General features: G+C 68.3%; 11 protein-coding genes and 1 pseudogene. 6 read left to right on the top strand and 6 right to left on the bottom strand.

Features of this window, described 5'->3' with window-relative positions:
• Positions 1 to 188 (top strand): annotated as a pseudogene (locus tag ABB34_RS10800) (hypothetical protein); the annotation flags it as partial.
• Positions 189 to 237: 49 nt separating this feature from the next.
• A complete protein-coding gene (dbpA, locus tag ABB34_RS10805; RefSeq protein WP_057641335.1) occupies positions 238 to 1,614 on the top strand; it encodes an ATP-dependent RNA helicase DbpA in 1,377 nt (458 codons plus the stop codon).
• Between the two features lie 128 nt (positions 1,615 to 1,742).
• Here dbpA and ABB34_RS10810 read toward each other — a convergent pair whose 3' ends face one another.
• From ABB34_RS10810 to ABB34_RS10820, 3 genes are all read right to left on the bottom strand, one after another.
• The gene (locus tag ABB34_RS10810) at positions 1,743 to 2,273 is read right to left on the bottom strand and encodes an adenine phosphoribosyltransferase (RefSeq protein ID WP_057641354.1); all 531 of its coding nucleotides are present in this window, start codon (positions 2,271 to 2,273) and stop codon (positions 1,743 to 1,745) included.
• Between the two features lie 25 nt (positions 2,274 to 2,298).
• Complete coding sequence (locus tag ABB34_RS10815; protein WP_057641336.1) at positions 2,299 to 3,864, bottom strand: protein adenylyltransferase SelO; 1,566 nt, start codon at positions 3,862 to 3,864, stop codon at positions 2,299 to 2,301.
• A 76-nt stretch (positions 3,865 to 3,940) separates the two neighbouring features.
• A complete protein-coding gene (locus ABB34_RS10820; RefSeq protein WP_057641337.1) occupies positions 3,941 to 4,150 on the bottom strand; it encodes a cold-shock protein in 210 nt (69 codons plus the stop codon).
• Positions 4,151 to 4,466: 316 nt separating this feature from the next.
• Here ABB34_RS10820 and ABB34_RS10825 point away from each other — a divergent pair, with 316 nt between their 5' ends.
• From ABB34_RS10825 to ABB34_RS10840, 4 genes are all read left to right on the top strand, one after another.
• Entirely contained in the window at positions 4,467 to 4,940 is a 474-nt protein-coding gene (locus ABB34_RS10825) for a YaiI/YqxD family protein (RefSeq protein WP_057641338.1), read from the top strand.
• A gap of 72 nt (positions 4,941 to 5,012) precedes the next feature.
• The gene (locus ABB34_RS10830; protein WP_057641339.1) at positions 5,013 to 5,561 is read left to right on the top strand and encodes a YaeQ family protein; all 549 of its coding nucleotides are present in this window, start codon (positions 5,013 to 5,015) and stop codon (positions 5,559 to 5,561) included.
• 7 nt (positions 5,562 to 5,568) lie between these two features.
• Complete coding sequence (locus tag ABB34_RS10835) at positions 5,569 to 6,759, top strand: BaiN/RdsA family NAD(P)/FAD-dependent oxidoreductase (RefSeq protein WP_057641340.1); 1,191 nt, start codon at positions 5,569 to 5,571, stop codon at positions 6,757 to 6,759.
• Positions 6,760 to 6,887: 128 nt separating this feature from the next.
• Entirely contained in the window at positions 6,888 to 8,963 is a 2,076-nt protein-coding gene (locus ABB34_RS10840; protein WP_057641341.1) for an EAL domain-containing response regulator, read from the top strand.
• Between the two features lie 146 nt (positions 8,964 to 9,109).
• On the opposite strand, the gene fabV is transcribed toward ABB34_RS10840, so the two are convergent.
• From fabV to secD, 3 genes are all read right to left on the bottom strand, one after another.
• The gene (gene fabV, locus ABB34_RS10845) at positions 9,110 to 10,372 is read right to left on the bottom strand and encodes an enoyl-ACP reductase FabV (protein WP_057641342.1); all 1,263 of its coding nucleotides are present in this window, start codon (positions 10,370 to 10,372) and stop codon (positions 9,110 to 9,112) included.
• 195 nt (positions 10,373 to 10,567) lie between these two features.
• Positions 10,568 to 11,536, bottom strand: coding sequence for a protein translocase subunit SecF (gene secF / locus ABB34_RS10850; protein WP_057641343.1), 969 nt, complete (start codon positions 11,534 to 11,536; stop codon positions 10,568 to 10,570).
• A gap of 67 nt (positions 11,537 to 11,603) precedes the next feature.
• Positions 11,604 to 13,448 (bottom strand): protein translocase subunit SecD, encoded by a 1,845-nt coding sequence (gene secD / locus ABB34_RS10855; protein WP_057641344.1) that lies wholly within the window; start codon positions 13,446 to 13,448, stop codon positions 11,604 to 11,606.
• Positions 13,449 to 13,478 lie beyond the last annotated feature (30 nt).

Raw genomic sequence — 13,478 nt, forward strand, 5'->3', positions numbered from 1 at the left:
TGCTGTACATGGCCACCTGGGCCGCCATCCGGGCGCGCTCACCGCTGGCCGAAACCTACCGACGGCTGGTGGAGGCTGGCAAACCCAAAAAACTCGCCGTCACCGCCTGCATGCGCAAGTACCTCACCATGCTCAACGCCATGCAGCGCGACAACCTGCCTTGGTACCCAAAAGGAAGCTCTGCATGAAATGACAGTTGACTCCTACATTCAGCCGCGCCATCTGCGAAAATGCCGCATGACCGATTTCTCCACCCTGCCGCTGTCGCCGGCCCTCGCCCCCGGCATCGACGCGCTGGGCTACACCACCATGACCCCGGTGCAGGCGCGCAGCCTGCCGCCGATCCTGCAGGGCCGCGACGTGATCGCCCAGGCGCCCACCGGCAGCGGCAAGACCGCCGCCTTCGGCCTGGGCCTGCTCAACCGGCTCGACCCGGCCATGCTGCGCACGCAGGCGCTGGTGCTGTGCCCCACCCGCGAACTGGCCGACCAGGTCGGCAAGCAGCTGCGCAAGCTGGCCACCGGCATCCCCAACCTCAAGCTGCTGGTGCTCACCGGCGGCGTGCCGCTCGGCCCGCAGCTGGCCTCGCTGGAAGCGCACCACCCGCAGGTGGTGGTCGGCACCCCCGGCCGCGTGCAGGAACTGGCGCGCAAGCGCGCGCTCAACCTCGGCCAGGCGCGCTGCTTCGTGCTCGACGAGGCCGACCGCATGCTCGACATGGGCTTCGAGGAACCGATCCGCGAGATCGCCGGCCGTACCCACGCCGAACGCCAGAGCCTGCTGTTCTCGGCCACCTTCCCCGACGCCATCCGCGAGCTGGCGCGCGCGCTGCTGAAAACGCCGGAAGAAGTGACCATCGACGGCGACGCCGAGGCGCCGGCCATCCAGCAGTTGTTCTTCGAGGTCGAGCCGGCGCACCGGCAGAAGGCGCTGGCCGGGCTGCTGCTGAAGTTCACGCCCGAATCGGCGGTGGTGTTCTGCAACACCCGCAAGGACGTGGACGAGGTGGCCAACTCGCTGCGCCAGTTCGGTTTCTCGGCGCTGGCGCTGCACGGCGACATGGAACAGCGCGACCGTGACGAGGTGCTGCTGCAGTTCTCCAACCGCAGCTGCAACGTGCTGGTCGCCAGCGACGTGGCCGCGCGCGGGCTGGACGTGGAAGACCTCGCCGCGGTGGTCAACTACGAACTGCCGAACGACCTGGACAGCTACCGCCACCGCGTCGGCCGCACCGCCCGCGCCGGCCGTAGCGGGCTGGCATTGAGCCTGGTCGCCGGCCGCGAACGCCACCGCGCCGACGCGCTGGAAACCGAGCAGGGCGGCGCGCTCAACTGGCAGAAGACGCCGCTGGCCACCGCACGCCCGACGCAGCTGCCACAGGCGGCGATGACCACGCTGCGCATCGACGGCGGCAAGACCGACAAGCTGCGCGCCGGCGACATCCTCGGCGCGCTGACCGGCGACGCCGGGCTGTCGGGCAAGGCCATCGGCAAGATCGACATCTTCCCCACCCGCTCCTACGTCGCCATCGCCCGCGAGCAGGCCGGCAAGGCCGTGGCGCGGCTGGAAGCCGGCAAGATCAAGGGCAAGCGCTTCCGCGTGCGGAAGATGTAGAACGCGCCGGTCGTAGATGCGGGGCTTTCCCCGCATGGAGCCTTCCCGGTAAAGCCCCGTGCCTGTCCCGAAAAGGGATGCAAGCACAAGCCCGGCACCTGCGAAAAGCCGAAACCGCCGGCCCGCGCTCAATACACCAGCGTGGCCCGCAGCGGCAGACCGGCAGGCAGACGCTGGCGGCCGCCCAACCCATCCAGTTCCACCAGTACCGCCGCGCCCAGCACCTCGGCTTCCAGCCGCTGCGCCAGCAACAGCGCCGCGGCCAGGGTGCCACCGGTGGCCAGCACGTCATCGACCAGCAGCACCCGCGTCCCCGGCGCGACGGCCCCCGCGCAGACTTCGATGCGGTCGCTGCCATACTCCAGCGCGTACGCCTGCACCAGCGTGGCGCCGGGCAGCTTGCCCGGCTTGCGCACCGGCACGAAGCCCGCGCCCAGTTCCAGCGCCAGCGCGGCGCCGAGGATGAAGCCGCGCGCCTCCACGCCCAGCACCGCCTGGACGTTGGCGGCGCGCCAGGGTGCGGCCATCACCGCGATTGCCGCGCGGAAGCCGGGGGCGTCGGCCAGCAGCGGCGTGATGTCCTTGAACAGGATGCCGGGCCTGGGGAAATCGGCCACGTCGCGGATCGCGCCAGCCCAGTCGGGATAGGTATCGGTCATGTCGGCCATTGTGTCGCAAAGAGGATCAGGAGCTGCACGACAGCATCGAGCACCCGGCGCGTTCGCGCGCCCATTCCGGCCGGCGCTGGGCGAAGGCTTCGCGGCCGGGCTGCTCGTCGCAGGGATGGCGCAGCACGTCCAGCAGTTCGCCGATGCCGGCCACGTCGCCCCGCTCGGCGCGGTCGATCGCCTGTTGCAGCAACCAGTTGCGCGGTACGTACTTCGGGTTGGCCGCCTGCATGGTGCGCCGGCGCCCGGCAGCGGGCAGTGCTTCATCGCGCACCCGCGCGGCGTGGCGCTGCAGCCAGTCGTGCAGTGCCGGCATCGCCCGCGCGCGGCGTTCGGCGGAGTAGAACGCGCCTTCCAGCGCGGCGGCGTCGGGCCGGTCCGGATCGACGTCGGCCAGCGCCCGGAAGGCCAGGGTCATGTCCATCTCGCCGTCGTGCAGCAGTTGCAGGAACTGCGCCATCAATGCCTCGTCGCCCTCGCGGTATTCGCCGAGGCCGAGCTTGGCGAGCAGGTGCCGGCGCTCCTCCTCGGCGAAACGTGACTGGAACGCATCCAGCCCCGCCTGCAGCGGCGCCACCTCGTCGAACAGCGGCGACAGCGCCTGCGCCAGCCGCACCAGGTTCCAGTACGCCACCTGCATCTGCGTGCCGAAGCGATAGCGCCGGCCCTGCGCGTCGGTGGTGTTGGGCGTCCAGTCCGGGTCGTAGTCCTCCACCCAGCCGTAGGGGCCATAGTCCAGCGTCAGGCCGAGGACGGACATGTTGTCGGTGTTCATCACCCCGTGCACGAAGCCCACCCGCATCCACTGCGCGACCAGCGTCGCGGTACGCGTGCAGACCTCGGCGAACCAGTCGCCATCACGCGGCAAGCCGGGCGGCAGGTGCCGAAAAGCGTGGTCGAAATCGCGGTCGATGCAGAAATCCACCAGTTGCCGCAGCAAGCCGACATCGCCACGCGCGGCCGGCAGCTCGAAGCTGCCGAAGCGGATGAACGACGGCGCCACCCGGCACACCACCGCACCCGGCTCGGCGCGCGGATGGCCGTCGTAGAACATGTCGCGCACCACCGCCTCGCCGGTGCCGACCAGGCTCAATGCGCGCGTGGTCGGCACGCCGAGGTGGTGCATGGCTTCCGAACACAGGAATTCGCGGATCGACGAACGCAGCACCGCGCGGCCATCGGCGCTGCGCGAATATGGCGTCGGCCCTGCGCCCTTGAGCTGCAGCTCCCAGCGCCGGCCATCGGCCAGCAACTCGCCCAATGAAATGGCGCGGCCATCGCCCAGCTGCCCGGCCCAGTGCCCGAACTGGTGGCCGCCGTAATTGGCCGCCCACGGCTGCATGCCCGGATACAGTGCATTGCCACCGAACACCTCGGCAAACCCCGGCGCCTGCACGGTTGCCGCGTCGAAGCCCAGCAGCGCCGCCACTTCCGGCGAGTGCGCCAGCAGGCACGGCGCGGCCACCGGCATGGGTGATACCGACGACCACGCCGCCCCGGTCACCTCGCGGCGACGCGGGCCGGTTTCGGTATCGCCGGGCAGTTCACGGATGAAACGATTGTCGAATACGGGAGACATCATCGATGCGCGACGAACGAAAAACGCCGGAAGCTTGCGCTCCCGGCGTTCTGGCGACCTTGCGGTTGCGGGGGCTGGATTACAGCGCCTGCACCTGGTCGGCCTGCATGCCCTTCTGGCCCTGCACGGCGACGAAGGTCACCTTCTGGCCTTCCTGCAGCGACTTGAAGCCGTTGCCCTGGATGGCACGGAAGTGCACGAACAGGTCGGGGCCGCTTTCCGGGGTGATGAAACCGAAACCCTTGGCATCGTTGAACCACTTCACCGTGCCGGTCTGACGCTCAGACATTACGAACTCCTGGAACTATTGATTGAAAAAATCGCGGCCACCGGGATCGGGGCCGAGACTGAGTTGCAGGCATTGGTAAAACGGAACGATGAGCGGATCGGTGAGATCAGCTGCATCAGGCCACGATTCACGGTGACCCTTGCAAGCACAGTGGGGCGAAAGATACGCGGCTTTCCGGCAAAAAGCGACAAATACCGCATTCAGCCGGTGCGGCCAGCGCACGAAAACAAACAACTCCTTTACATTCAATCAGTTGAAACAAAAGCAAGAGGTTGCACATGCAGAATAAATACGCGCGCGCGCCGGGTTGCGCGCCATGACCCCGCATTCCCCCGCGTCCACGCCGCGGATATGGGTCGATGCCGACGCCTGCCCGGCCGCCATCCGCGACATCCTGTACCGCGCCGCCGAGCGCACCCGCACCGAGGTGGTGCTGGTCGCCAACCGCTGGCTGCAGACGCCGGCCTCGCGCTTCGTCCGCAGCCTGCAGGTGGGTGCCGGTGCGGACGCGGCCGACGACGCCATCGCCGAGCGGGTGGCCGCCGGCGACCTGGTCGTCACCCAGGACATTCCCCTCGCCGCCCGCGTGCTGGAAAAGGCGGCGGCCGCGATCGATCCGCGCGGCGTGCCGTTCGACCGCGACAGCATCGCCGAGCGCTTGTCGATGCGCGATTTCATGGCCGAGCTGCGCGGCGCCGGCATCCATACCGGCGGCCCGGCCAGCCTGCACCCGCGCGACCGCCAGGCCTTTGCCGCGCAACTGGACCGCTGGCTCGCCGCGCAGCGCTGAACACGCAATGCGACAACCGGCCCGCATGCCCGGCAAGGCTTATCATGGGCGGTCTTTTGCCCCGGTAACTTCATGGCCCTCACCGCCACCATCCGCAAGGCCGAGCTGCAGATCAGCGACATGGATCGCGGCTACTACGCCAACCACCACCTGACCCTGGCCCAGCACCCGTCCGAAACCGACGAGCGGCTGATGGTGCGGTTGCTCGCGTTCGCCCTGAACGCCGACGAGCGGCTGGAGTTCGGCCGCGGCCTGAGCACCGACGACGAACCGGACCTGTGGCAGCACGACTACACCGGCGACATCCTGCGCTGGATCGACCTCGGCCACCCGGACGAATCGCGCATCCGCAAGGCCTGCAACCGCAGCGCCCGCGTGCAGGTGGTCAACTACGGCGGCAACGCCTCCGACATCTGGTGGCAGAAGCAGGGCCGGCACCTTGAACGTTTCGGCAACCTGTCGGTGCTGGACCTGCCCGCCGGCTTCGTCGAGCTGTGGGGCGCGCAGATCCAGCGGGCGATGCGCTGGAGCGTGCTGGTCCAGGACGGCGAGGTGCAGTTGATCGCCGACCATATGCAGCTGGACGTGATCCCGGCCTGGCGCAAGCGCGCGGCGGAATAAGCGCGCAGTGGCCGGCGACCCGATCCGCTGCGACGTGCTGGTCATCGGCGCCGGTGCCGCCGGACTGATGTGCGCGCTCACCGCCGGCCAGCGCGGCCGCATCGTGCAGGTGATCGACCATGCCAACAAGCCGGGCAAGAAGATCCTGATGTCCGGCGGCGGCCGCTGCAATTTCACCAACACCGGCACGACCCCAGCCAACTTCCTTTCCGCCAACCCGCATTTCTGCAAGTCGGCGCTGGCCCGCTATGCCCCGTCCGACTTCATCGACATGGTCGAGCGGCACCGCATCGCGTACCACGAGAAGGAACTGGGCCAGCTGTTCTGCGACGTCTCGTCGAAGCTGATCGTCAGGATGCTGCTCGACGAATGCGCCGCCGCCGGCGCGCAGGTCCGCACCGATTGCGCGGTGGAAGGCATCGAGCGCGGCGCCGACGGTTTCCGCGTGCGTACCGGGCAGGGCCGGTTCCACTGCGCCTCGCTGGTCGTCGCCACCGGCGGCCTGTCGATCCCGAGCATGGGTGCCAGCGGCTTCGGCTACGAGGTCGCCCGCCAGTTCGGCCACGAGGTGCTGCCGACCCGCGCCGGGCTGGTGCCGCTCACCCTCAGCGGCAAGCACCAGCAACGTTTCGCCGACCTCAGCGGCGTGGCACTGCCGGTGGCGGCACGCTGCAACGGGCAGGACTTCCGCAACTTCATGCTGCTGACCCACCGCGGCATCAGCGGCCCGGCGATCCTGCAGGTTTCCTCGTACTGGCAACCCGGCGACGACCTGCGGCTGGACCTGCTGCCCGACCGCGACGCCGGCGACTGGCTGCGCACCATGAAGCGCGAGCGCGGCGCCTCGGAGCTGCGCACGGTGCTGGCCGAGGCCATGCCCAAGCGCATGGCGCAGCGTCTGTGCGAACACTGGCTGCCGGACCGGCCGCTGCGCCAGCTCGACGAGCGCCAGCTGCGCGACGCCGCGGCCCTGCTCGGCGATTTCCCGCTGGTGGCCAGTGGCACCGAGGGCTACCGCACCGCCGAGGTGACCCTGGGCGGGGTGGACACGGCCGCGATCTCGTCGGCGACGATGGAATCGCGGCGGGTACCCGGCCTGCATTTCATCGGCGAGGTACTGGACGTGACCGGCTGGCTGGGCGGCTACAACTTCCAGTGGGCCTGGGCCAGCGGCCACGCCGCCGGGCAGGTGGCCTGAATGCGGCGGCCGGCAGCGCGCCCCGCCCGTACCCCGCCCCGCACACGACCGCTGTCACAGGCGGGCGATCCACGCATGGACGGCCATCGCGCCGTGTTGTATTAAACCCGGTCAAAGGGGAGTCCCGAATGCAGAACGGCAAAGAAATCACCCTGCGCCTGCTGATCATCGATGACAGCGCCGAAAGCGCCGAAGCCATCGCCAGCGCCTTGCGCAACAGCGGCATCGCCATCCGCCCGTTCCGCCCGCAGACGCCGGCGGAACTGGTGCAGGTGCTGGCCGGGCAGGCCATCGACCTGGTGCTGTCGGCGCCGTCGCAGGTGATTCCGCAGGCGCTGCTGAGCCAGCAGATCGCCGCCAGCGGCAAGGACATCCCGGTGATCCTGCTGGCCGAGCACGTCGACGAACGGATGCTGGTGGAGTCCGGCGCCAACGGCATCCGTGCCATCGCCCTGCGCCAGCGCCCCGAGCACTTGCTGGCGGTGGTGCGCAATGAATGGACCGACCTGCAGGCGCGCCGCGGCCTGCGCCGGATCGAGGCGCAGATGCGCGAGACCGAGCGCCGCTGCGACGCGCTGATCGCCTCCTCGCGCGACCCCATCGCCTACATCCACGAAGGCATGCACATCCGTGCCAACGATGCCTATCTGGAAATGTTCGGCTACGCGTCGTTCGAGGACGTGGAAGGCATCTCGCTGCTGGACATGGTCGCGCCGCAGCACGTGGAGGACTTCAAGCAATTGCTCAAGTCGCTGAGCAAGGGCGAGGCGCCGCCGCCGCAGTACGAACTGCACGCCCGCAACCAGGAAGGCGACACCTTCCCGGCGACGATGGAATTCACCGCCGCCACCTACGAGGGCGAATCCTGCATCCAGGTGGTGTTCCGCCGCCGCGAGGAGTTCGACCCGGAGCTGGCGCGCGAGGTCGAGGCACTGCGCCAGCGCGACCAGGTCACTGGCCTGCTCAACCGCCCCACCTTCATGGTGCATCTGGAAAACGCGGTGGCCCAGGTCAGCCGCAGCGAGGGCCAGTACGGTTTCCTGCTGGTCGAACCGGACCACTACGCGCGGCTGCTGCCGACCATCGGCCTGGATTCGGCCGACGCGCTGATCGCCGCGCTGGGCCAGCACCTGGCCGCCGGCCTCGACCCAGGCGCCTCGATCGCGCGCGTCGGCGAGCACAGCTTCGCCCTGCTGGTGCAGGGCGACTACCTGCACACGATGGGCGTGGCCGAGATGGTGCGCGAAGCCTTCGCCTCGCACGTGTTCACCGTCGGCGAGCACTCGGCCACCGTCACCGTCAGCATCGGCGGCGTGCAGGTCGGCGAGAAGATCGCCAGCGTCGGCCAGGTGCTGTCGCGTGCCGGCGACTGCATGCGCACCGCGGTCGAACTGGGCGGCAACACGGTCAAGGTGTTCGACCCTGGCGCCACCGACCGGCTGGAGGAAGAACGCGTGCAGCGCTGGGTCACGCTGATCCGCGAGGCGCTGGACGGCGAAGGCTTCCAGCTCGGCTTCCGCCCGGTCATCAACCTGATGGGCGAGCCGCTGCAGCTGTACGACACCATGCTGCAGCTGCTCAGCAACGACGAGCTGGTCGGCCAGGCCACCTTCCTGCCGATCGCCGAGGACCACGACCTGCTGGCGCCGATCAACCGCTGGATGGTCGGCCATGCGCTCAAGGCGCTCGGCGAGCGCCAGCGCGCCGGCCACCGCACCCACCTGATGGTGCGCATCACCCCCGAATCGTTCTCCGACCCGCTGCTGCTGAAGGTGATCCGCGACGGCCTGCAGGCCGAGGGCGTGGCCGGCGAGCAGCTGTGGCTGCAGGTGTCCGAGGCACGGGTGTTCACCCAACTGCGCAATGCCCAGCAGTTCCTCGACGACGTCGCCGCGCTGGGCTGCAAGGTCGGGTTGGAGCAGTTCGGCTCGGGGCTGGATTCGTTCCAGTTGCTGAGCCACTTCAAGCCGGCCTTCCTCAAGCTGGACAGCAGCTTCACCGCCGACCCGGCGCAGGCCCGCGAACAGTTGCCCAAGACCCAGGAAATCACCGCGCGGGCGCAGGAAGAGAACATCCGCACCATCGCCGAGCACGTCGCCGATGCGGCGACGATGAGCCTGCTGTTCAATGCCGGCTTCGATTACGTGCAGGGCGATTTCGTCGGCCCCACCGGCCCGCGGATGGATTTCGAGTTCAACGCGTAAAGCAGTGTCGGCCAACGGCCGGCACCCACCGCAGCTGCGTAGATGCGGGGCTTGCCCCGCATTGGGGCTTTACCGACGGTCTGTGCCGGGCAAGCCCGGCACCTACGAAGATGTGGAAAGGCCGGCTTGCGCCGGCCTTTCGTGCTTCAGGTCAGGTCGACGAGGTTGTCGATCTTCACGTCCGGGTCGACGTCGGCGTCGTAGTCCACGCCGTCCACGCCGAAACCGAACAGGCGCAGAAAATCGGCCTTGTAGCCGGCCAGGTCGCTGATCTGGTACAGGTTCTCGTTGGTCACCTGCGGCCACAGCTCGACCACCCTGCCCTGCACTTCCGGCGCCATTTCCTTGTAGTCGGCGCGCAGGCGGCCTTCCTCGTCGACCAGCGCGACGCCGCGGCCCTTTCCATCCACCCGTTCGCGGCGGATGTGGTCGGCGGCATTGGCGCCGCCCTGCGGGCCGTTGTAGAGGATGTCGTACAGCGTATCGAGCTGCTCGATGCAGCCCTCGTGGGTGCCCTCTTCCTTCATCACCTTGAACAGCAGCGACAGGTACAGCGGCATGGTCGGGATCGCCGAGCTGGCCTGCGTCACCACCGCCTTGAGCACCGACACGCGCGCGTCGCCGCCGATGCCCTGCAGCTTGCCGCGGATGGCCTTGACCTTGTCGTCCAGGTCCTTCTTGGCCGCGCCGATCGAACCGTTCCAGTAGATCGCCTGGGTGATCTCCTCGCCGACGTAGGTGAAGGCGGTGGTGGTCGCGCCCGGCGCCAGCACGCCGGCTTCCAGCAGCGCGTCGATCCACATCTGCCAGTCCTCGCCGCCCATCACCTGCACGGTGCCGGCGATTTCCTCGTCGGTGGCCGGCTGCAGCGTGGTTTCGGTCAGCACTTCCTTGTCGGTGTCCAGCCCGCGCAGGGTGATCGGCGCGCCGATCGGCTTGAGCGTGGAGCTGATGATCTCGCCGGTCCTGGGGTGCTTGCGGCGCGGCGCGGCCAGGCTGTAGACCACCTGGTCGACCTGGCCGAGGTCGGCCTTGATGATCTCGATGACCCTGGCCTTCACTTCGTCGGAGAACGCATCGCCGTTGACGCTGCGCGCGTACAGGCCGGCCGCGTGCGCGTGCTTCTCGAACGCGGCCGAGTTGTACCAGCCCGCCGTGCCCGGCTTGCTCTCGGTGCCGGGACGCTCGAAGAACACGCCCAGCGTGGCCGCGTCGCTGCCGAAGGCAGCCTTGATGCGCGCGGCCAGCCCGTAGCCGGTGGACGCGCCGATCACCAGCACCTTCTTCGGGCCATGCGCCAGCTTCGGCTGCGCCTTGATGTAGTCGATCTGTTCCTTGACCGCCGCCTCGCAGCCGGTCGGGTGGGTGGTGACGCAGATGAAGCCGCGCACACGCGGTTTGATGACCATGAAAACCTCGGATGGATGCGAAAAACCGGCGGCGCGATGCAATGGCCGGGCGCCGAACCGGAAGGATCGTAGTGTGCGCCCGCAGTGAACACAACCGACGCCCCCGCATGGATTCGCGCGTGGTGGCGGGCACGAAGACAAAAAGAAAGAGCCGCGTCATGCGCGGCTCTTCCGGGGCTGGGCGGGGTCGCCCGGTTACGGGCGGCGCGCCAGTTCCTCGACGTCGCGGGCCTTGGGCATCAGGTCCTGCTTGGACACCGCGAACTTCCCGATGCTCAGCATCGGCACAGCGACGATGACCGAGGACACCACCACGATGACCGCGCCGATCATGTGGGTTTCGGCCAATCCTTCCATCGATTCGCCGCCGTACATGTACAGCGCCAGTGCCGACAGGAAGAACATCACCGCGGTGATGATGGTGCGCGACAGGGTCTGGTTGATCGAGCGGTTCAGCACTTCCAGCGGGTCCACCCGCAGGCTGCGGAAGTTCTCGCGGACGCGGTCGAACACCACGATGATGTCGTTGATGGCGAAGCCCATCACCGACAGCATGCCGGCCAGCACGGTCAGGTCGAACTCGCGGCCGAGCAGCGACATGTAGGCCACGGTCAGGATCAGGTCGAAGAACGCGGTGATGCTGGCCACCACCGCGAACTTCCATTCGAAGCGCGCGGCGATGTAGATCAGGAAGCCGACCAGCATGAACAACGTCGCGTAGACGCCGTTCATCGCCAGGTCCCTGCCGACCTGCGGGCCGACGAACTCGCCCGGCTGCACCGTGGCCGGGTTGGCCTCGCTGGTCACCGCGGCGCGCACCTTCTCGGCCACCTTCTGCGCCGCGTCGGCGGCGTTGTTGTGCTCGGCATCGGGCGGCAGGCGGACCATCATGTCGTTGCCGCCGCCCACGCTCTGCACCTGAACGTTCTCGAAGCCGGCCGCGGCCAGGCGTTCGCGCACGCTGTCGGCGTCGATGCTGTTCTGGAAGTGGGTGCGCACCACGGTGCCGCCGGTGAACTCCAGCGCGTAGTTGAAGCCCTTGAAGCCGATGATGCCGATGGACAGCACCAGCAGGACCACCATCAGCACCAGCACCGGCTTGCGGTGGCGCATGAAGTCGATGGTGGTGTCGTTCGGGATGAGGTGAAGCGGGAACAGTTTCATGCAAGGGTTTTCCCTGGAAAACCCGCACCCGAAGGCGCGGGCTTTTGCAAAAGGATTCGCGTCGGACTCAGATGGCCACGGAGGTCAGCTTCTTGCGGCGGCCATAGAGCAGCACCGCCAGCGCGCGCGACACGGTGATCGCGGTGAACATCGAGGCGAAGATGCCGATGATCATGGTCAGCGCGAAGCCCTTCAGCGGGCCGGTGCCGAACGCGTACAGCGCCACGCCGACGATCAGGCCGGTGAGGTTGGCGTCGAGGATGGTGTGCGAGGCCTTCTCGTAGCCGGCGGCGATGGCCGCCTTGGCCGGCATGCCGGCGCGCAACTCCTCGCGGATGCGCTCGTTGATGAGTACGTTGGCGTCCACCGACAGGCCCACCGACAACGCCAGGCCGGCGAAGCCTGGCAGGGTCATCGTCGCGCCGAACAGCGACATCACCGACACCACGATCAGCAGGTTGAACAGCAGCGCCACCGAGGTGATCGCGCCGAACACGCGGTAGTAGACGGTGAAGAACAGCAGCGTGAACACGAACGAGAACACCACTGCCTTGACGCCGCGGGCCACGTTCTCCGCGCCCAGGCTCGGGCCGATCACGTATTCCTCGACGAAGTCCATCGGCGCGGCCAGCGAACCGGCGCGCAGTAGCTTGGCCAGGTTCTCGGCCTCGGTCTTCTCCAGGCCGGTGGTCTGGAAGTTCTTGCCGAACACGCCGTTGATGTTGGCCACGGAGATGACTTCCTCCTTGACCCGGAAGCTGCGCACTTCCTTGCCGTCGACCATCGTCACCTGCGGGATGCGCTCGGTGTAGACCACCGCCATCGGCTTGTTCACGTTGCCGCTGGTGAAGTCGAACATGCGCTGGCCGCCGACGCTGTTGAGGGTGACGCTCACCGCCGGCATGCCGTTCTGGTCGGTGGCCGCATCGGCCTTGACCATCTGGTCGCCGGTGACGATGGTGCGCTTGTTCAGCAGTACCGGGCGGCCGCTGCGGTCGCGGTACAGCTTGGCTTCCGGCGGGATGCGGCCGGTGGCCAACGCGTCCTGCGCGTTGCCATCGACCACGGCGCGGTATTCCAGCGTGGCGGTGGCGCCGATCATGCGCTTGGCCTCGGCCGTGTCCTGCACGCCCGGCAGCTCGACCACGATGCGGTCCTCGCCCTGGCGCTGGATGATCGGCTCGGCCACGCCCAGTTCGTTGACGCGGTTGCGCAGCGTGCTCAGGTTCTGCTCGATGGCGCCGGAGGCGATCTGCAGCATCTCCGCCTGCGGCACGCTGACCGTGAGCCGCTCGCCGCTGCCCGAATAGGTCAGGGTCGGCTGCGCCTTGGCCAGCGCCACGCGCGCCTTGTCGGCGTCGGCGGCGTTGGACAGCACCACCTGGATGTCGCTCTCGCCACGGCGCTCGACCGAGCGGTAGCCGATGCGGCCGTCGCGCAGGGTGGTGCGGATGTCCTCGGCGAAGGCGTCGAAACGCTTGTCCACCGCAGCCTTCTTGTCCACCTGCAGGGCGAAGTGCACGCCGCCGACCAGGTCCAGGCCCAGCACCATCGGCTTGCCGCCCACCCTGGCCAGCCAGTCCGGCACGGTCGAGGCCAGGTTCAGCGCCACGGTGTAGTTCTCGCCGGCCTTCTCGCGCAACGCGTCGTTGGCGCGGGTCTGGGCCTCGAGCGACGGCAGGCGGACGATGAGGTTGTTCTCGCCCTCCATCTCCACCGACTTGGGGGCGACCCCTGCTTCGTCCAGCACCGAGACGATGTGCTGCTTGAACGCGTCGTCGATCTGGCCGCCGCGGTTGGCGGTGATCTGCACGGAGGGATCCTTCTGGTAGACGTTGGGCAGCGCATACAGGGCGCTGACCGCCAGAATGATCAGAATCAGGAAGTACTTCCAGCGTGGAAATTCGAGCATTGCGGGATCCTGCGTGACGCCGCGCCGGCG

Origin of the sequence: Stenotrophomonas daejeonensis, from assembly GCF_001431505.1 — a bacterium.
GTDB classification, from domain to species: Bacteria; Pseudomonadota; Gammaproteobacteria; order Xanthomonadales; family Xanthomonadaceae; genus Stenotrophomonas; species Stenotrophomonas daejeonensis.

Bases quoted from the DNA above. Each gene is read 5' to 3' on its own strand.
- dbpA (WP_057641335.1), top strand. From the start codon at position 238: ATGACCGATTTCTCCACCCTGCCGCTGTCGCCGGCCCTCGCCCCCGGC.
- ABB34_RS10810 (WP_057641354.1), bottom strand. From the start codon at position 2,273: ATGACCGATACCTATCCCGACTGGGCTGGCGCGATCCGCGACGTGGCC.
- ABB34_RS10815 (WP_057641336.1), bottom strand. From the start codon at position 3,864: ATGATGTCTCCCGTATTCGACAATCGTTTCATCCGTGAACTGCCCGGC.
- ABB34_RS10820 (WP_057641337.1), bottom strand. From the start codon at position 4,150: ATGTCTGAGCGTCAGACCGGCACGGTGAAGTGGTTCAACGATGCCAAG.
- ABB34_RS10825 (WP_057641338.1), top strand. From the start codon at position 4,467: ATGACCCCGCATTCCCCCGCGTCCACGCCGCGGATATGGGTCGATGCC.
- ABB34_RS10830 (WP_057641339.1), top strand. From the start codon at position 5,013: ATGGCCCTCACCGCCACCATCCGCAAGGCCGAGCTGCAGATCAGCGAC.
- ABB34_RS10840 (WP_057641341.1), top strand. From the start codon at position 6,888: ATGCAGAACGGCAAAGAAATCACCCTGCGCCTGCTGATCATCGATGAC.
- fabV (WP_057641342.1), bottom strand. From the start codon at position 10,372: ATGGTCATCAAACCGCGTGTGCGCGGCTTCATCTGCGTCACCACCCAC.
- secF (WP_057641343.1), bottom strand. From the start codon at position 11,536: ATGAAACTGTTCCCGCTTCACCTCATCCCGAACGACACCACCATCGAC.
- secD (WP_057641344.1), bottom strand. From the start codon at position 13,448: ATGCTCGAATTTCCACGCTGGAAGTACTTCCTGATTCTGATCATTCTG.